The organism is Streptomyces sp. NPDC002520, from assembly GCF_053595235.1.
Genome location: NZ_JBSFXG010000045.1, coordinates 26,005 through 43,777 on the forward strand (window position 1 = coordinate 26,005; position 17,773 = coordinate 43,777).

A 17,773-nucleotide genomic window follows, 5' to 3' on the forward strand; every position below is an offset into this window, starting at 1 on the left:
ACCGGTGTCACGGCAGCCGGAAGCGAAGCCTGCAGATCACGGCGTCGGTCTCCCGCCGTACCGCGTGCGCGACGACCGCGCCCCGCTGGTTCTGCAGAAGCCTCCCCCACGCTCGGCTTCGCTCGCGCGGGGGCACCCCCAGCCACAGCCGCTCCGGCTCGGTCTCCGGGATCAACACGGTCACCCGGGTACCCGGTTCCGACGCGGCCACGTCACGGACGTACGCGGCGATGGGACGGCCCAGACTGCGCCGCTCGCAGGCCAGCCGCACCAGCTCCACGCCCGGGTCCCAGTCGGCCGATTGAGGCGATTGAGGCGATTGAGGCGATTAAGTCGATGGGATTGATGCGGTCGGTTCGGTGCCCGCGGACTGTCCGGTCCGATCGATCCGGTCGGGCCGGTCGGGCCGGTCGGGCCGGTCGGCGAACGGCAGTGACACGACCATTGTGAGGCCCCCGCCCGGCGTGTCCTCCGGGGTGAGGGTGCCGTTCATGGCCTCGGTCAGCCCCCGGGCGAGGGCGAGTCCGAGGCCGAGTCCGGTGGTGTTGTCGGTGTCGCCGAGCCGCTGGAACGGCTCGAAGATCCGCTCGCGGCCCTCGGCCGGCAGCCCGGGTCCCCGGTCCACGACCCGCAGCTCCACCCGCCCCGCCAGGGCGCTGGCGGTGACCAGCACCTTCTTCCCGGCCGGTGTGTGCCGGGCGGCGTTGCCGACCAGGTTGGCGATCACCCGTTCCAGCAACGGCGGGTCGGCCAGCACCGAGGGGATGTTCTCCAGGTCGGCGACCTGGACCTCCGGCACGTCGGCCAGCGCCATGGGGAGCACCTCCTCCAGGGTGGCGGCCCGCAGATTCAAGGTGAGGGCACCGGCCTCCAGGCGGCTGAGGTCGAGGAGGTTCTCCACCAGACGGTTGAGCTTGGCCATGGACTCGTCGGCGGTGGCGAGGAGTTCGTCGCGGTCCTCGTCGGTGAAGGCGACGTCGCGGCTGCGCAGGGAGGTGACGGCGGCCCAGCCGGCGGCCAGCGGCGTGCGCAGGTCGTGGCCGACGGCCCGCAGCAGGGCCGTGCGCAGCCGGTCGGCGGCCTTCACCGGCTCCACCTCGGCCGCCGCCTCGGCGAGCCGTGCACGCTCCACCGCGGAACCGACGTGCGCGGCGAACGCGGCCAGCACCCGCCGCTCGGAGGAGGAGAGCGTACGGCCGGTCAGGGCGAGACAGGCGCCGGGTCCGGCGGGCACGGCCGTGACCCCGGCCGCGTCGGGCGGTTCGTCCACGAGATCCGCCGACTCCATGCCGAAGGTCTCGCGGGTGCGCTCCAGCAGGGCCGGGATGGTGGCCTCGCCGCGCACGATGCTGCCGGCCAGCGACGACATGGTCTCCGCCTCGGCCGTCGCCCGCGCGGAGCGCCGCGACAGCCTGAGCGATCGGTCGACGACGGCGGCCACGACGGCCGCCACGACCGCGAACACCGCGAGGGCCAGCAGCGCGTTGGGGTCGCTCAGCGTGAACTGTCCGACGGGCGGGATGAACCAGTAGTTCAGCAGCAGCGACGCCGTCACCGACGCGATCACCGCCGACGCGACCCCGCCTATGCAGGCCACGCCCACCACGGCGAGCAGGAACAGCAGCGCCTCGCTGGTCAGGTTCAGGGTGCCGCGCAGCTGGGCGAGGACCGCCGTGAGCAGCAGAGGCAGCACCAGTCCGGCGACCGGGCCGGCGATCAGCCGGGCCGTCGACAGCGTCCGGCGCCGCGAGGGCAGGAGGGTGCCGAGCCCGGCCCGCTCGTGGGTGACCCGGTGCACGTCGATGTCCCCGGACAGCTCGGTGACGGTCTCCCCGGTGCCGGGCCCGGTCAGGAACCGCGCGAGCCGGCCCCGGCGGCTGGTGCCCAGCACCAGCTGGGTGGCGTTCTCGGCGCGCGCGAACTCCACCAGGGCGGTGGCCACGTCGTCGCCGACGACCGAGTGGTAGCTGCCCCCGAGGTCCTCCACCAGCCGGCGCTGGCGGGCCAGCGAGGCGTGCGAGACACCGGCCGCGAGACCGTCGCTGCGGGCCACGTGCACGGCGAGCAGGTCACCGCCCGCCGACCGGTCGGCGATACGGGCGGCCCGGCGTACGAGTGTGTCGCCCTCCGGGCCGCCGGTCAGGGCCACGACCACCCGCTCCCGGGTCTCCCACACCCGGCCGATGCCGTGCTGGGAGCGGTACTCCTGCAGCGCCTCGTCCACCCGGTCGGCCACCCACAGCAGTGCCAGCTGACGCAGCGCGGTGAGGTTGCCCGGCCGGAAGTAGTTCGCGAGGGCGGCGTCGATCTTCTCCGGGGCGTAGATGTTGCCGTGCGCCATGCGCCGGCGCAGCCCCTCGGGCGGCATGTCCACCAGCTCGATCTGCCAGGCGCGCCGTACGACCTCGTCGGGCACGGTCTCGTGCTGGGGCACCCCGGTGATCTTCTCGACCACGTCGTTGAGGGACTCCAGGTGCTGGATGTTCAGTGCGGTGATCACGTCGATGCCGGCGTCGAGCAGGGTCTCGATGTCCTGCCAGCGCTTGGGGTTGCGGCCGTCGCCCGGGACGTTGCTGTGGGCGAACTCGTCGACGATCGCGACCTGGGGGCGCCGGGCCAGCACGGCGGCCAGGTCCATCTCCTGGAACCGCCCGCCCCGGTAGGCGCAGGGCATCCGGGAGACGGTCTCCAGGCCGGCGAGCATCGCCTCCGTGTGCGGCCGCCCGTAGCACTCCGCGAACCCCACCACCACGTCCGCCCCGCGGGCGGCACGACGCCGCCCCTCGTCGAGCATCCGGTAGGTCTTGCCGACCCCCGGTGCAGCTCCGAGGTAGACCTTCAGTCGTCCGGGCCGTACGTCACTCATCGCCGCCGACGCGCTCCGCTCGCTGATCCAACTCCCCTTCACGGGAGGGCTTCCCCTCCAAGGAAGCCGCTTCGCGGGGCGGTCTGCCCCGTTGTTAGCGCTTCCTTTGCGTCCCTCCCGGCGACCTTGACACTGTCTTGACGTGACCTGGCCCGATAGGGTGAGGACAGGTGTGCCGGGAAGTCTGGTCGGCCGGGAGCCAGGGTGGCTTCCGCAGTCCCAGGGGGACGGCATACGCGGCGTCGGTACGGTTCTCGCCCTCGTGGTCCTCGCCACGGTGGTCGCCACCTTCGCGCGCCGGTGGCGCATCCCCGCGCCCTCCCTGCTGGTCGTCGCCGGCCTGGCCGTGGCCCTGCTGCCGGGCACCCCGGAGATCCGGATCAGCCCCCAGATCATCGGTGACGACGCGTGGACCGCGTCGTCCGACACCGTCCGGTGGGACGCCGTACGCCCCCCGTACAGTGGAGCGGTGATCGCCACGCAGCCCGCCGACGGCCCGGCCGGGGCCTCGCGCCGTCAGCCGGCGCGGCTCGCCGTGCTGGTCGCGGTGCTGCTCGGGCTGTTCCTCATGCACGGCGGCCCGGCCTCGGCCGAGGCCGGCTGCCACGGGGCGATGCCCGGCACGGCGGCGACGCATCACGAGACCGGCGATTCCCGTGAATCCAGCGACCCCGACGAACCCCGTGAAACCGGTAAAACCGGTGAAACCGGTGCGCGCACCGCGGCTGCCATGCCTGATGGGATGGGCACGCCCGTCGAGACGGGCGCCCACCACTCCGGCCGGGCGGCGCGGCCGGCGGTCCTCGGCCATGTGCAGGGGGTCGGCGACAAGGCCGTAGCGCAGCCGGACACCTCCGTGCGGGGCGCCTCCATGCGGGGCGCGCTGTGCGTGGCCACGACGCCCCGCTCCGAACTCCCACAGCCGCCGCTCTCCGCGGTCGGCCTCCTCCTCCCGGCGGCCGTCCTGCTGCCGGGAGCCTGGCGTACCTACGACGGCACGCGCCGCCGGGGTCCGCCCCCGGGCGGCCGTCAACTCCTGCTCCAGGTGTGCGTCGCGCGGACGTGACGAGACCACCGGGCCGCCGCCCAGCGCCGCGGTCCGGCACCGGCTCTCACGTCCATCGCGCCACTTCACGGCGCCCACCTGGAAAGACGTATTCATGACCCAGCGTTTCCGGACGTCCCGTCGTGCCCTGACGGCGGCCGTCGCCACCGCTGCACTCACCCTCACCCTGGCCGCCTGCGGCTCCGGCTCCGACTCCGGCTCCGGGGGGCACTCCGGCCACGGCTCGTCCAAGCCCGGCATGGACCACGGGACCACCGCCCCCTCCCCCTCGAAGACGGACGACGCCATGGCGGGCATGCCCGGCATGGGCGGCGCCGAGGCCGGCAACGGTCTGGCCGCCGCGAAGGCCGGCTACCGGATGGCCCCCGCCTCCGCCACCCCGACCGCCGGCGAGGCGACCGGCTACCGCTTCTCCGTCACCGGCCCGGACGGGAAGCCGGTCACGGACTTCGCCGTCGACCAGACCGAGCGGATGCACTTCTACGCCATCCGCTCGGACCTCACCGGCTTCCAGCACCTGCACCCCACCATGGCCGGCGACGGCACCTGGACCGCGCCGCTGGACGCGCTGCGGCCCGGTACCTGGCGGCTGTACACCTCCTTCACCCCGGACAGCGGGTCCGGCAAGGGCAAGGGCCTCGTCCTGAGCCGCACCGTCAAGGTGATCGGCACGGCGACGACCACCCCGCTGCCCAAGGCCTCCGCCACGGCCACGGTCGACGGCTACACGATCACGGTGAAGGGCGACCCGATGGCCGGCATGGCCCACCGGCTGACCGCCACCGTGACCAAGGACGGCAGGCCGGTCACCGACCTGGAGCCCTACCTCGACACGTACGCCCACCTCACCGCGTTCCACCAGGGCGACCTGGCCTTCGCCCACCTCCACCCGGAGACCGAGGTCGACGGCGACCACGGCGGGCCCGCCCTGACCTTCCACGCCGAGTTCCCCGAGTCGGGCGACTGGCGGCTGTTCCTCCAGTTCCGCACGGCGGGCCGGCTGCACACCGCGGCCCTGACCCTGAACGTCGGCTGACCGTCCCCTCCCCCGGTAGCGCCCGAGCAACCGAGCGCCCGGCCCGTCCACCGCATCGGTGGACGGGCCGGCGCCCTACCGCGACGGTGTCAGCGGCAGGTCGTCCGTGAAGGCGTTGACCGGCTGGGCGATGGGCCTGGTCGCGCGGACGTCGAGGGCGGGTTCCGCGGAGCGGGTGCCGAGGGTGCCCTTGGGGTGCCAGGTTCCGGTGACGGACAGCCAGGTGTCGGCCGGTGGGGTCTCGGTGCCGTACATGCGGATCTTGACGGACTGGGAGTCGGCCGCGCAGCAGGTGAAGATGATCCGGGTCAGGTACCAGCCGCCGTTCCCGGCGACGGGGGTGACGAAGCCGGTGAGCTGGACCGTACGGCCCTTGATCGCCAGGGCGCGGTCCTGCTGGACGCGGGTGGTGAAGCCCGTGAGGGTCATGGGCAGCGGGGAGGTCGCGGGCAGCGCGTCGAAGCGGCTCTGTCTGGTGACGGCCTTGTTCGCCGAGTGCGCCGCCGTGTAGGCGCCGAGGGCCGGTGGGGCGTAGAGGAGCAGGCTGATCGCGGGGAGGACCAGCAGCCAGGCGACGCGGGGGGCGATGGAGTGGTCGTGACCATGGGAGTGGTTGTGGGCGTCACCGTGTGAGTGGCCCTGTGGGTGGCCGTGGGAGTCGCCGTGTGGGTGGCCGTGGGAGTCGCCGTGTGGGTGGCCGTGGGCGTCACCGTGTGGGTGGCCGTGGGCGTCACCGTGGGCGTGGTCGCGCGCGGAGGGTTCGAGGAGACCGGTCCTCCGTGCGGTGCCGCGTCCGTCCAGGGCCGCGTTGGCCACGCCCAGGACCAGCAGGGTGAACCCCGACGCGATCAGCAGCGGGCGCAGGCCGTCCTTGACGTAGCGCAGGTAGAGGTCCGTGAAGAGGGTCGTGTGCAGCAGGCCGATGCCGGTGAGGGCCAGCAGGGCCGCCTGGGCGGGGCGTCTCACAGCAGTGCGCCTCCGATCAGGGCGCTCGCGGCGACCGCCACGACCGTGGTCGCGGTGGAGAAGCGCAGGGCGAACGCGCGGCCGAAGGTGCCCGCCTGAAGGGCGATCAGCTTCAGGTCGACCATGGGGCCGACGACCATGAACGCCAGCCGCGCGGTCGGCGAGAAGCCGGTGAGCGAGGCCGCGACGAAGGCGTCGGCCTCCGAGCAGACCGCCAGGAGCACGGCGAGGGCGGCCAGGAAGAGCACCGACAGCAGGGGCGATCCGGAGAACGTGTCGAGGACGGAGCGCGGGACGGTCACGTTGAAGGTGGCCGCGGCCATGGCGCCGAGCACGAGGAAGCCCCCGGCGTGCAGGAAGTCGTGCTGGAAGCCCTGGCGGAACTCGGTCCAGCGGCTGTGTCCGGGACGGTGACCGGTGTGCCGGACCGCCGGCCGCAGCCATTCCTCCTTGCCGAGCCAGAGCCACAGCCAGCCCATCAGCGCGGCGGTGGCGAGCGAGGCGAGCAGGCGGGCCGCGACCATCGCGGGGTTGCCGGGGAAGGCGACCGCCGTGGCGGTCAGCACGATCGGGTTGATCGCGGGTGCGGAGAGCAGGAAGGCGAAGGCCGCGGCCGGGGTCACGCCCCGGCGGATGAGGCTGTTCGCGACCGGTACCGAGGCGCACTCGCACCCGGGCAGCACCGCGCCCGCCACCCCGGCCACCGGCACGGCGAGGACGGCCCGTTTCGGCAGTATCCGGGTGAACAGGTCTGCCGGTACGAAGGCGTTGATGGCGCCGGACAGGGCGGTGCCCAGCAGGAGGAAGGGCAGCGCCTGGACGGTGATGGCCAGGCAGACGGTGCGCCAGGCCTGGACGGCGGGGTGGTCGAGCCACCCGGCACCGGCCAGCAGCGGCACCGCCACCCCGACGGCCGCCACCGCGGACGCGGCGACCAGCGGCCGTACGGGGGTGTGGCGGCGCACCGGCGGGCCGGTGGAGACGACCGCCTGCCCGTCGAGAACACCGACGCCCACCATTTCATCCGTTTTTCCCATTTTCACTCCGGATGTTGGCGTTTGGCTGACGATATGCGAGGGACGCAGTCGGAGCCGTGCGCACACGCCGTCGCGAATGGATGACGGAGATGGATGACGGGGATGGATGACGGGGCGGGACGTCGGCGCCGGGAGAGGCGATCGGCAGTGCCGTGCCGGCAGTGCCCTACGCGAACATGCCGGGCTCGTAGTGGCCGGCCGGCTGCCGGACCATGACGTTCACCCGGTTGTAGGCGTTGATGATGGCGATCAGGGCGACCAGGGCGCCGAGCTGCTCCTCGTCGTAGTGCTTGGCGGCGTTCGCCCAGACCTCGTCGCTGACACCGCCGGCCGCGTCCGCGATACGGGTGGCCTCCTCGGCCAGCTCCAGGGCGGCGCGCTCGGCGTCGGTGAACACCGTGGCCTCGCGCCAGGCCGCGACGAGGTTCAGGCGCAGCCAGGTCTCGCCGGCGGCGACGGCGTCCTTGCTGTGCATGTCGGTGCAGAAGCCGCAGCCGTTGATCTGGCTGGCACGGAGCAGCACCAGTTGCTGCGTCGCCTCCGGCAGCGACGAGTCGGCGACGACCTTGCCGGCCGCGTTGAAGTGCTTGAGGACCTTGCCGGCGAGCGGGCTGCCGAAGAGGTTCAGACGGGCTTCCATGTCGAGCTCCTTTGCGGTGTCGGGCCGTCGGCCCGCTGTTCTCGCGCTTGCACAGTCACGACGGAGCCGAGCGCGGGGATGTGACAGCCCCGTGTGTGACCCGCGCCACAGTCGTTCACTCATCCACCGAAAATGTGTGCAGGAGAGCCACACGGGCCGCACACGGTCTTCCGAAAGGATCGATAGCGTTGCAGGCTGTTCGATCTCGCGTACGAACGTGACCAGGCACGGTGCCGAGGCCGCAGGCGCCATCGACTCAGGAAGACCGAAATGGACTACTGCTCCTCGTGCCGTCGGCATCTGAACGGCGCCCTCGTCTGTCCCGGGTGCGGTGCCTACGCCCCGGACATAGCCCCGTCCACGGCCGCGACCGGCCGCTCGGCGGCGGCCGTGGGCCCGGCGGCGCAGCAGCTCCGCACCGGCGCCCCGTCGTACGGCGACGACCTCCACGGCCCGCACGGCGACCTCCAGGACCTCCAGGACCTCCAGGACCTCCAGGACCTCCAGGACTTCCGGAACTTCGGCGACCTCCACGCCCCGCACCACGCGGCGGCGTTCGAAGACGATCTTCACAACGAGGCCGCACCTGACGACGCGGACGGCACCACGCGGTTCCAGCCGTCCGGTGACGCGGGCCCCTCCTTCGACGCGCCGCGGGGCCGGGCCGCCCGGCGCCGGCAGCTGGCCCGCTGGAAGAAGAACAAGCGCCGGGCCGCCGTCGCCACCGCCGTCGCCCTCGTCGGCGGCGGGATCACGCTGGCCTCGATGAACGGCCAGTCCACCGACCGCACGCAGGCGGCCTCGGCACCGGACAACCGCAGCATGGGCGCGGCGGGCGACGAGACCACCGGCGAGGCCTCCCCGGAGCCGTCCGCGCCCGCCACCCACCACCCGGCGCACCCCGCGAGCCCCGCCCACCCCCAGCGGGCGACGGCCGGCACCCCGTACCAGCGGGCCGCGCACACCGCCGCCGCCGCGCCGCGTACCGCCGTGACGAACGCGCACACGGACGCCGCGGCCGCTCCCGTGCCCGCGCGAACACTGGCCGTACCGCACCGGATCTCCACCCCCGTCACCGGCGGCGGTACGACGGGCACCGGTCACACCAGCGCGGCGCCGACGCAGCAGCCGGCGTCCACCCCCAAGCCCGCGCAGACCGGCGGGACGGGCACCTCCGGCACGCCGCCCCAGACGAGCCCCTCCCCGGCGGCGACCTCGCCGAGCCAGCTGTGCCTGGTCGTGCTCTGCCTGGGCTGACGGCTCAGTTGTTCCAGGTCTCGTCGTAGGGATCGTGCGGAGTCGGCACCGGCTTCGCCGCGGTGACCCTCAGGTACGGGATCGGGCCGTCGTTCACGGGGTCGTGGGCCACCCCGGGCGCGTAGGTGCCCCTCACCTCCAGCCAGGCGTCCGGCTGGAGGACCGGGGGCAGCGTGCCGGTCAGGGCGATCTTGACCGGCTGGGCGTCCGCCGCACAGCAGTTGAGCGCCATCCGGACCAGGTACGGGGTGCCCCCGTGGTCCAGGGCGAGGAAGCCGGTGACGCGGACGGTACGGCCGTCGAGTGAGCGCCCGTGGCCGTAGGCGGCCCGGGAGGCGTAGTCGACCACGCTCAGCGGGACCGGGTCACCGGCGGGCAACCTGCCGTATCCGTACGGCTGTTGCAGCGCGGTCCCGGTCCGCACGGCGCTGTACGAGCCGAGGGCCGGCGGTGCGACGAGGATCAGGGCGAGCAGGGGAAGCACGAGGAGCCAGGAGACGCGGGGCTCGGGGTGCGTGTGTGCGGGTTGCGTATGCGCGGGTTGCGTATGCGCGGATCGCGCGTGGCCGGGGTGAGTGGGGTGCGCGTGGCTGCGGTCCGGCCGGGCGGCCTCGCCGGCGCCCGCCGCTTGCGCGCGTCGGCGCCCGTACCAGGCCGTCGCCGTCGCCGCCGCGATCAGGACGACCCCCGAGGCGAGCAGCAGGGGTTGCAGGCCCGCCTTCACATAGCGCAGGTACAGGTCGGTGGCGCCCGCGTGCAGCAGGGCCGCGCCGAGCAGGAACATGACCGCCGCCTGGGCCTGCCGGTTCACAGCAGCACCGCCCCGGTCAGCAGGCCGCCCGCGACGGCGAGGGCGAAGGTCGCGGGGGCGAAGCGGGACGCGAAACCGCGCCCGAAGGTGCCCGCCTGCATGGCGAAGAGCTTGAGGTCGATCATCGGTCCCACCACCAGGAACACCAGCCTGGCCGTCAGCGAGAACTGGGTCAGCGACGCCGCCACGAACGCGTCCGCCTCCGAACAGATGGACAGGACCACCGCCAGGACGGCGAGGGCGAGCACGGAGAACACGGGGCTGTCGGCCGCCGTGCGCAGCCACGCCGCCGGGGCCACCGCCTTCAGCGTGGCGGCGGCCATCGCGCCCAGCACCAGGAAACCGCCCGCGTGCATGGTGTCGTGACGGACCGAGTCCCAGAACGCCTCCCCCTTGGTCGCACCCTCGTGCGCCCCGTGGGCCGGCGGGCGCAGCCAGTCCGTGCGGCCCAGCCGCTGCCACAGCCACCCCATCGCGCAGGCCACGAGGAGGCTCGCGACGAAGCGGGCCAGGACCATCACGGGCTCTCGCGGGAACGCGACCGCCGTCGCCGTGAGCACGATCGGGTTGATCGCGGGGGCTGAGAGCAGGAAGGCCAGCGCCGCCGCCGGGGTCACGCCCCGGCGCACCAGCGCACCCGCCACCGGGACCGAGGCGCACTCGCAGCCCGGCAGCACCGCGCCCGCCAGCCCGGCCACCGGTACGGCGAGAGCGGGGCGGCGCGGGAGGGCGCGGGCGAAGAACGAGGGGGGCACGAAGACCGCGATCGCCGCCGAGAGGAGCACGCCCAGGACGAGGAAGGGCAGCGCCTGGACCGTCACGGCCACGAAGACCGTCATCCAGCTCTGCATCACCGGGGTGCCGAGGGCCCCGCGGATCGGGGACTGGGCGAGCACCGCCAGTACCAGGACCAGCGTCAGCAGGAGCGGGGAGCTGAGGCGCCGCGCGTCGGGGTCGGAAGTGGGGGTGGGAACGGAGCTGGGTGTGGTGACGGGGGTGCCCGGTGGGGCGTCCTCGGTGATGGCCACGGATGGGTACCTCCCGCTGTGTGCTGCTCAGCTCCCCCTCATACGCGGGGCCACGCGCACCCGTTCAGCTCATTGCTGGAACCACCCGTCTCCTTGGGGCAGTCTTTCCCCTCGTGGCGAGCGTTCCGTACCAAGGTGGATCCAGTGACCCGTCGGCGCACATGGTGGTGTGCGGCGACGACGGGCTCGCGCACCGGCTGACGGCCGAGTTGCGCGGTGTCTACGGCGAGCAGGTCGTCCTCGTCGTACCGCCGCACGAGGGCACCGTCCGGCCCCCGGTGGTCGGCCGGTCCCGGTCCGCCTCGACGTCGCTGTTCGACCGGATGGTCAACGCGACCGTCGGGCGGGGCGGCGGCAACGGGAACACCACCCCGGCCCCGAGCGGCGGACCCGGGAACGGAGGAAGCAGGAGCGGAGGAAGCGGGAGTTCCGGAGGCGGGAGCGGAGGAAGCGGCGGGAGTACGGGGACCGCGGGCAGCGGGCGACAACGGAGCGACGGCGGGCGGGTGTTGGAGGCCACCGAACCCAGCGAGGCCGTGCTCGCCGACGCCGGGGTGGAACGGGCCGCCGCGCTCGCGCTCGTGTACGACGACGACGAGACCAACATCCGCGCCGCACTCACCGCCCGCCGCCTCAACCCACGCCTCCGGCTCGTCCTGCGCCTCTACAACCGCCGGTTGGGCCAGCACATCGAGGAACTCCTCGACCAGGCCGCCACGTTGGCGGCCGGTGACGGCGAGGAGGGCTCCCTGGAGGCCTCCACGACCGTCCTGTCCGACGCCGACACCGCCGCGCCCGCGCTCGCGGCGACCGCGGTCGCCGGCACCAGCAAGGTCGTCCAGACCGAGGGGCTGCTGCTGCGGGCCGTGGAACGGACCCCGCCCCCGGGCGGCCTCGTCACGGATCCGGGGCTGTGCACCCTGGCCCTGCTCTCCGCGGTCGAGAACGGCAGGGAGCAGGGGCCCCAACTGCTCCCGGACGACGAGGAGGTACGCCAGGCACACGGGCGCCCCGCCGTCGTCCTGGAGCAGGTCTCCGACGCCGGCGCCGCGTCCTCGGCGACCGCCGCGCGCGGGGTGGGCGCCGTGCCGCCGCTCGCCTCACTGTTCTCGCGGCGGCTGCGCTGGTCGCTGGCCGGGCTCGTGGGATGCGTGGGCGCGCTCGCCGTCGCGCTGTGGGCGGTCACCGGCATTCATCCGCTGGGGGCCTTCTATCTGACGCTGCTGGACATGTTCGCGATCGACGACCCGGCGCTCGGGAAGTCGCTCGGGCGGCAGATCCTGCAACTGCTGTCCGGGCTGATGGGGTTGCTGCTGCTCCCGGTCCTGCTGGCCGCCGTGCTGGAGGCGCTCGGCACCTTCCGCACGGCCTCCGCGCTGCGTAAACCGCCGCGTGGGCTGGGCGGGCATGTGGTGCTGCTGGGGCTGGGGAAGATCGGCACGCGGGTGCTGACCCGGCTGCGGGAACTGCAGGTCCCCGTGGTGTGTGTGGAGTCCGACCCGGAGGCGCGGGGACTCGCGACCGCGCGGCGGCTGCGGGTGCCGGTGGTGCTCGGGGACGTCACACAGGAAGGGGTGCTGGAGGCCGCGAAGATCCACCGGGCCCACGCGCTGCTCGCGGTGACCAGCGCGGACACGACGAATCTGGAGGCCGTGCTGTACGCGCGGTCCGTACGGCCGGATCTGCGGGTGGTGCTACGGCTGTACGACGACGACTTCGCGACCGCGGTGTACCGCACCCTGCGTGCCGCGCATCCGCAGGCGTCGACCCGGAGCCGGAGCGTGTCCCACATGTCCACGCCCGCGTTCGCCGGGGCGATGCTGGGGCGGCGGATTCTGGGGGCGGTTCCCGTGGAGCGACGGGTGTTGCTCTTCGCCTCGGTCGAGGTGGCCGGCAACCCGGAGCTGGAGGGGCGGACCGTGCGGGAGGCTTTCCGGGCCGGGGCGTTCCGGGTGCTGGCCCTGGAGGGCCGTGCGGACGTCTCCGGCGGGCATGTGCTGAGCAAGGGCGACCGCGTCGTCGTTGCCGCCACCCGCCGGGGCCTGGCCGAACTGATCTGACCCGTGGTCCGGGGTGAGCGAGTTCGGCCACCCCGGGCCGCGCGCGAGTGCTCCCTACCGCTGGGGCAAGTGCTTCTCCGCGAACTGCATTTCGAGGCGGAGTTGCTTGATGCGTTCGTCCACGACCAGGGAGCCGTGGCCGGCGTCGTAGCGGTAGACCTCGTGGGGGGCGCCGCGGGATTCCAGGCGCTTGACGTAGTTGTCGATCTGGCGGATGGGGCAGCGGGGGTCGTTGACGCCCGCGGAGATGTAGACGGGGGCCTCGACCCGGTCGACGTAGGTCAGCGGGGAGGAGGCCTCGAAGCGTTCGGGGACCTCCTCGGGGGTGCCGCCCAGCAGGGTGCGGTCCATGGCCTTCAGGGACTCCATCTCGTCGTGGTACGCCGTGACGTAGTCCGCGACCGGCACGACGGCGATGCCCACCGTCCAGGCGTCGGGCTGGGTGCCGAGGCCGAGGAGGGTGAGGTAGCCGCCCCAGGAGCCGCCGGTGAGGACCAGGCGGGCGGGGTCGGCGAGGCCGGAGCTGACCGCCCACTCGCGGACGGCCGCCACGTCCTCCAGCTCGATCAGGCCGACCCGGTGCTTGAGGGCGTCCGTCCAGGCGCGGCCGTAGCCCGTGGAGCCGCGGTAGTTGACGCGGACCACCGCGTAGCCCTGGTCGACCCAGGCGGCCGGGCCCGCGGCGAACGAGTCGCTGTCGTGCCAGGTCGGGCCGCCGTGCAGGTCGAAGACCGTGGGGAGGGGGCCGGTGGCGCCCGCCGGCTTCTGGACGAGGGCGTGGATGCGGCCGCCGGGGCCCTCCACCCAGACGTCCTCCACGGACACGGAGGACGGGCACGTCATGCCCGGAGGGTCCAGGACCACACCGCCCGCCGTCGAACGGACCGTCGGCGGCTGGGCGCCCGACGACCACAGGTACTCCACGCTGCCGTCGGGGCGGGCGGTCGCCCCGGAGACCGTGCCGGGCGGGGTGGGGATGCGGGTCAGTTCGTGGCCGGCCAGGTCGTAGCGGAACAGCTCGCTGCGGGCCTCCTGGCTGTGGGCGACGAGCAGGGCGCTGCCGTCCGGGTACCACTCGGCGCCGACGTCACCGGGCAGGTCCAGGGACAGGGCCGTCTCCTCGCCGGTCGCCACGTCCCACACCAGCGGCTCCCAGCGGCCGCGGCGCTGGTGGCCGATGAGCAGGCGGGTGTCGCCGGCGACGGGGGCGAAGCCCAGGACCTCCAGGCCCAGTTCCTCGGTACCGCCCTTGGTGTCGTCCAGCTCGGCGACCGTCGTGCCGTCCGGGCGCAGCACGCGCAGGGCCGCGTGCATGGCGTCTCCGTGCTCGGTGTGCTCGACGGCGATCAGCGAGCCGTCGTGCGAGAGGTCGCCGACGCCGGCCGACTCACGGTGCCGGTAGATCTCCACCGGGTCCTCGCCCTCACGGGCGAGGTGGATGGTCGTACCGTCCTCGTCCGTGGAGCGGCCGACGACCGCCGCGCGACCGTCACGCGCCAGGGCCAGGCCGGCCGGGTAGGAGGGGTCGAGGCCGGGAACGGCCGGCTCGTCCGCGCCGCCGCCGAAGGGCTGGCGGCGCCAGATGCCGAACTCGTCGCCGTCCTTGTCGTCGAACCACCAGATCCACGCCCCGTCCGGGGAGAGCATGCCGTCCGTGGTGCCGTTGGGCCGGTCCGTCGCCTGCCGCTGCGCGCCGCTCGCCCGGTCCCACGCGTACAGCTCGTACGTGCCCGTCGCGTTCGACACGAACAGGGAGTGGTCCGGCGCGTCCTCCGCCCAGTCGGGCAGCGAGACCCGCGGCGCCCGGAAGCGCTTCTCCCAGTCCGGCATGCCCGATGTGTCCGGCGTGTCCGGCGTCCTGCTCTCACTCTTCTCCCCAGTCATGCCCCCATAGTGCCTGGCCGCGCCCACAATCCGCTGGCCGCTGTGCCCAGCCTGTGGATAACTTCGCGCCCCCGGGCACCGCGGCCACCCTCGCGGGACCGAGGACGCCGGGGGCTGACGCCCGTCCACAGGGCGGACCAAGGACGAACCCCGCGCCCCGGACTCCTGCGGCGGCGCCGTACCGTGGAGGGCGTGTACCGGTTTCTGCTGACATCGCGCTGGTGGGGCATCAACGTCTTCGTGCTGCTCGCCATCCCCTTCTGCATCTTCATGGGGTCCTGGCAGCTGAGCCGTTTCGAGGGGCGGGTGCAGGAACATCGCACCGCCACCGAGCAGGCCGCCTCCGACGACGGCGAGTCGGCCCGGCCGCTGGCGGACATGCTGCCGGTCGACAAGAGCACCTCGGGACGGCGGGTCACCGCGACCGGCCGGTACGGCAAGCAGCTCCTGGTACCCGGCCGGGAGTTGGACGGCAGGAACGGCTTCTACGTACTGACCCTGCTGCGCACCGCGTCGGGCACGTCCCTGCCCGTGGTGCGGGGCTGGATCCCCGGCGCGGCGGACGCGGCGAAGGCGCCCGCGCCACCGGCCGGCGAGGTCACCGCCACCGGCGCGCTGCAGGCGCCCGAGACGCCCGGGGACAACGGCGTCCCCGCCCAGGGCGGGCTGCCCGCCGGGCAGACGGGGGCGATCAGCTCGGCAACGCTCGTCAACCTGGTGCCTGACAAGCTGTACGACGCCTGGGTGACCCTCGACAAGGCCGACGCGGGCATGAAGGCCGTGCCCGCGACCGCGCCGACGGGCACCGGCCTGGACCTGAAGGCGTTCCAGAACCTCGGATACACCGGTGAGTGGTTCGTCTTCGCGGGCTTCACGGTCTTCATGTGGTTCCGGCTGCTGCGCCGCGAGGTGGAGTTCCAGCGGGACGCGGCGCTCGGTCTGGCGCCGGAAGAGGAACAGGACCAGGGTCAGGCGCAGGACCAGAGTCAGGCGCAGGACCAGAGGCAGGCACAGGACCACAGGCAGGACCAGGAGGGCACCTCCGCCCCGACCGCCGTCTGAGCGCCCCGCCCACCTGTCGGGCGACGCTCGCGGCACCCGGAGCCCGGCACCCGGGGCCCCGCGCGGGTCTACGACCCCGCGAGCACCCCGGTGTAGTACACGGTTCCCGCGCACGCGTTCGGCACCAGCGCCGTCGCCGACGGGGCGCCCGTCTCTCCGGTGTAGGTGACGACGACGCTGCCGTCGGCCGTCCCCTCCTCGGTGGCGAGTTGGGTAGTGGCACCCGACGAGGTGCCGGGGGCCGTGCTGCCGCCGCCCGTGCTCACGTTCTGCGAGGGCGAGGGGTCGGGCGAGGGGCCGCCGCCGCTCGAACCGCCGGTGCTGCTGCCGCCCGTGGTGGGACAGGTCTCCGACGGCACGAAGGCGAACTTCTCCTCGTAGGCCGCGCCCGGCTGGAGGACAAGGCTGGAGACCGCCAGGGCCGGGTCGGGCAGGCCCGTCGCCGCGTCCCCCGCCACATGCCCGGCGACGGCGAGCTTGGCCTGGTCCGCCGCGCCCTGTGCGGTGGCGCTGACCGAGACCCCGCCGGTGACCGTGCACGGGGTGCCGGAGACGTTGGTGACGCGGAAGGTGCCGTAAACCGCGCCCGCCGTGTCGGGGGCGGCGGCGGTGCCGGTGGCGCCCAGCTGGGCCGACGTGCAGGCCAGGATGCCCGCGGTCGCGGTGGCGGCCGGGCCGGCGCTGGTCGAACCGGTGCCGCTGCCATCGGGCTTGCCCGGGTTATCGGGCTTGCCGGTTTCCTGGCCGGGACCGGGAGTCTGGCTGTGGGAGCCGCCGATGCCGCTGCTGCCGCCGTCCGGGTGCTTGCTCTGGCCGTTGCCGCCCTCGCTCTGGGAGGACTGGCCGGCCATGGCGGTGTTGGGGTCGGAGCCGCCGGCGTTCGAGACGTGCACGAGGGCCGGGATCGCCGTGCCGACGAACAGGGCCGCCGCCGCCATCCCGACGGCCGCCTGGCGCTTGCGGGCCCGGCGTGCGGGCACCGCCCGGCGCAGATGGTCCAGCGTGCCGGTGCGCGGCTCGATGTCGTCGACCGCCGTGTGCAGCAGCCGGCGCAGCGCCTGCTCGTCCGGTGCGAGCCCGTCGGGGCCCTGGCCGAGTTCCTCGGAACCCTTGTCGCCGAGCCCCTCGGGGCTCTTCTCGTCGGGGCCGTGGTTCACAGTTCCGTTCCCAGCGTGCGATGGCGTGTGCTCTTGCTCGTGCTGCTTCGTCGGTTCGCGCCAGGCGTAGGGCTCATGGCGTTCGTGGGAGAGGCGTTCATGTGGATCGCCCCCTTCGGAGTCGTCGCTCATGCGCGCGCCTCCATGACCACCCGCAGCGCGGCGATGCCCCGCGAACCGTACGCCTTCACCGAGCCCAGCGAGATGCCGAGCGTCTCGGCGACCTGGGCCTCCGTCATGTCCGCGAAGTAGCGCAGGACGAGGACCTCGCGCTGGCGGCGCTGCAGGCCCTTCATCGCCTTGATGAGGTCGCGCCGCTCCAGCGAGTCGTAGGCACCCTCCTCCGCGCTCGCCATGTCCGGCATCGGCTTGGAGAGGAGCTTCAGGCCGAGGATGCGCCGGCGCAGGGCGGAGCGGGAGAGGTTGACGACCGTCTGTCTGAGGTAGGCGAGGGTCTTCTCGGGGTCGCGGACGCGCTTGCGGGCCGAGTGGACCCGGATGAACGCCTCCTGGACGACGTCCTCGCAGGAGGCGGTGTCGTCGAGCAGCAGGGCGGCGAGACCGAGGAGCGAGCGGTAGTGCGCGCGGTAGGTCTCGGTGAGATGGTCGACCGTGGTCCCGGCGGCCGCGCTGGACGTGGTGTCCTCGGCGCCGTCACGCTGGCTGGGTATGCGGGTGGGTCTCGTCGCGGGCATGGGCGCGATCACCGGCATGCCGCCGGCCGGACCGGCCAGGCGCGGACGGTGTGCCGCGCGGGGCGGCCGGAGAGCCGCGGTGCCGCGGGCCGCTGGGGATACCCCCTGCTCGAAGAGCCTGGGGGTGAGTTCGAGTACCTCTGCCACGCCAGTTGGACACGTTTACCCCCGCAAGGGTTGTACGTGCCGGACGTCACAAGTGCGACAA

The 17,773-nt window shown here is 73.6% G+C and carries 14 protein-coding genes and 1 pseudogene; 5 read left to right on the forward strand and 10 right to left on the reverse strand.

Features of this window, described 5'->3' with window-relative positions; all coding sequences use genetic code 11:
• Positions 1 to 7 precede the first annotated feature (7 nt).
• Positions 8 to 298, reverse strand: a pseudogene (locus ACWD5D_RS38685) (hypothetical protein); the annotation flags it as partial.
• 30 nt (positions 299 to 328) lie between these two features.
• Positions 329 to 2,866 carry an ATP-binding protein gene (locus tag ACWD5D_RS38690; RefSeq protein WP_451377525.1) on the reverse strand — a complete coding sequence of 846 codons (2,538 nt, stop codon included), beginning with the start codon at positions 2,864 to 2,866 and terminating at the stop codon, positions 329 to 331.
• 172 nt (positions 2,867 to 3,038) lie between these two features.
• Here ACWD5D_RS38690 and ACWD5D_RS38695 point away from each other — a divergent pair, with 172 nt between their 5' ends.
• Both ACWD5D_RS38695 and ACWD5D_RS38700 read left to right on the forward strand, forming a co-directional pair.
• Positions 3,039 to 3,932: a hypothetical protein gene (locus ACWD5D_RS38695; protein WP_451377488.1), complete on the forward strand. Its 894-nt coding sequence runs from the start codon at positions 3,039 to 3,041 to the stop codon at positions 3,930 to 3,932.
• Between the two features lie 94 nt (positions 3,933 to 4,026).
• A complete protein-coding gene (locus tag ACWD5D_RS38700; protein WP_451377489.1) occupies positions 4,027 to 4,968 on the forward strand; it encodes a hypothetical protein in 942 nt (313 codons plus the stop codon).
• Positions 4,969 to 5,043: 75 nt separating this feature from the next.
• Here ACWD5D_RS38700 and ACWD5D_RS38705 read toward each other — a convergent pair whose 3' ends face one another.
• From ACWD5D_RS38705 to ACWD5D_RS38715, 3 genes are all read right to left on the reverse strand, one after another.
• On the reverse strand, positions 5,044 to 5,934 hold the full coding sequence (locus ACWD5D_RS38705) for a TIGR03943 family putative permease subunit (protein ID WP_451377490.1): 891 nt from the start codon (positions 5,932 to 5,934) through the stop codon (positions 5,044 to 5,046).
• Entirely contained in the window at positions 5,931 to 6,971 is a 1,041-nt protein-coding gene (locus ACWD5D_RS38710) for a permease (protein WP_451377491.1), read from the reverse strand. The genes ACWD5D_RS38705 and ACWD5D_RS38710 overlap by 4 nt, the downstream gene beginning before the upstream one ends.
• Before the next feature lie 166 nt (positions 6,972 to 7,137).
• Complete coding sequence (locus ACWD5D_RS38715; RefSeq protein ID WP_451377492.1) at positions 7,138 to 7,611, reverse strand: carboxymuconolactone decarboxylase family protein; 474 nt, start codon at positions 7,609 to 7,611, stop codon at positions 7,138 to 7,140.
• A 270-nt stretch (positions 7,612 to 7,881) separates the two neighbouring features.
• On the opposite strand from ACWD5D_RS38715, the gene ACWD5D_RS38720 reads away from it, so the two are divergent.
• Positions 7,882 to 8,868, forward strand: coding sequence for an SCO2400 family protein (locus tag ACWD5D_RS38720; protein ID WP_451377493.1), 987 nt, complete (start codon positions 7,882 to 7,884; stop codon positions 8,866 to 8,868).
• A gap of 4 nt (positions 8,869 to 8,872) precedes the next feature.
• On the opposite strand, the gene ACWD5D_RS38725 is transcribed toward ACWD5D_RS38720, so the two are convergent.
• Together ACWD5D_RS38725 and ACWD5D_RS38730 are read right to left on the reverse strand one after the other, a co-directional pair.
• Positions 8,873 to 9,679: a TIGR03943 family putative permease subunit gene (locus ACWD5D_RS38725; RefSeq protein WP_451377494.1), complete on the reverse strand. Its 807-nt coding sequence runs from the start codon at positions 9,677 to 9,679 to the stop codon at positions 8,873 to 8,875.
• The gene (locus ACWD5D_RS38730; RefSeq protein WP_451377495.1) at positions 9,676 to 10,707 is read right to left on the reverse strand and encodes a permease; all 1,032 of its coding nucleotides are present in this window, start codon (positions 10,705 to 10,707) and stop codon (positions 9,676 to 9,678) included. The genes ACWD5D_RS38725 and ACWD5D_RS38730 overlap by 4 nt, the downstream gene beginning before the upstream one ends.
• Before the next feature lie 161 nt (positions 10,708 to 10,868).
• Here ACWD5D_RS38730 and ACWD5D_RS38735 point away from each other — a divergent pair, with 161 nt between their 5' ends.
• Positions 10,869 to 12,767, forward strand: coding sequence for an NAD-binding protein (locus tag ACWD5D_RS38735; protein WP_451377526.1), 1,899 nt, complete (start codon positions 10,869 to 10,871; stop codon positions 12,765 to 12,767).
• A gap of 54 nt (positions 12,768 to 12,821) precedes the next feature.
• Here ACWD5D_RS38735 and ACWD5D_RS38740 read toward each other — a convergent pair whose 3' ends face one another.
• A complete protein-coding gene (locus tag ACWD5D_RS38740) occupies positions 12,822 to 14,651 on the reverse strand; it encodes a S9 family peptidase (RefSeq protein WP_451377496.1) in 1,830 nt (609 codons plus the stop codon).
• A gap of 192 nt (positions 14,652 to 14,843) precedes the next feature.
• Between ACWD5D_RS38740 and ACWD5D_RS38745 the strand changes: the two genes are divergently transcribed.
• Complete coding sequence (locus ACWD5D_RS38745; RefSeq protein ID WP_451377497.1) at positions 14,844 to 15,713, forward strand: SURF1 family protein; 870 nt, start codon at positions 14,844 to 14,846, stop codon at positions 15,711 to 15,713.
• A gap of 68 nt (positions 15,714 to 15,781) precedes the next feature.
• Here the strand turns inward: ACWD5D_RS38745 and ACWD5D_RS38750 are convergent, their stop codons facing one another.
• Both ACWD5D_RS38750 and ACWD5D_RS38755 read right to left on the reverse strand, forming a co-directional pair.
• Positions 15,782 to 17,002, reverse strand: coding sequence for a hypothetical protein (locus ACWD5D_RS38750; RefSeq protein ID WP_451377498.1), 1,221 nt, complete (start codon positions 17,000 to 17,002; stop codon positions 15,782 to 15,784).
• Positions 16,999 to 17,712 carry a SigE family RNA polymerase sigma factor gene (locus tag ACWD5D_RS38755; RefSeq protein WP_451377499.1) on the reverse strand — a complete coding sequence of 238 codons (714 nt, stop codon included), beginning with the start codon at positions 17,710 to 17,712 and terminating at the stop codon, positions 16,999 to 17,001. Before ACWD5D_RS38755 ends, ACWD5D_RS38750 begins: the two co-directional genes overlap by 4 nt.
• Positions 17,713 to 17,773 lie beyond the last annotated feature (61 nt).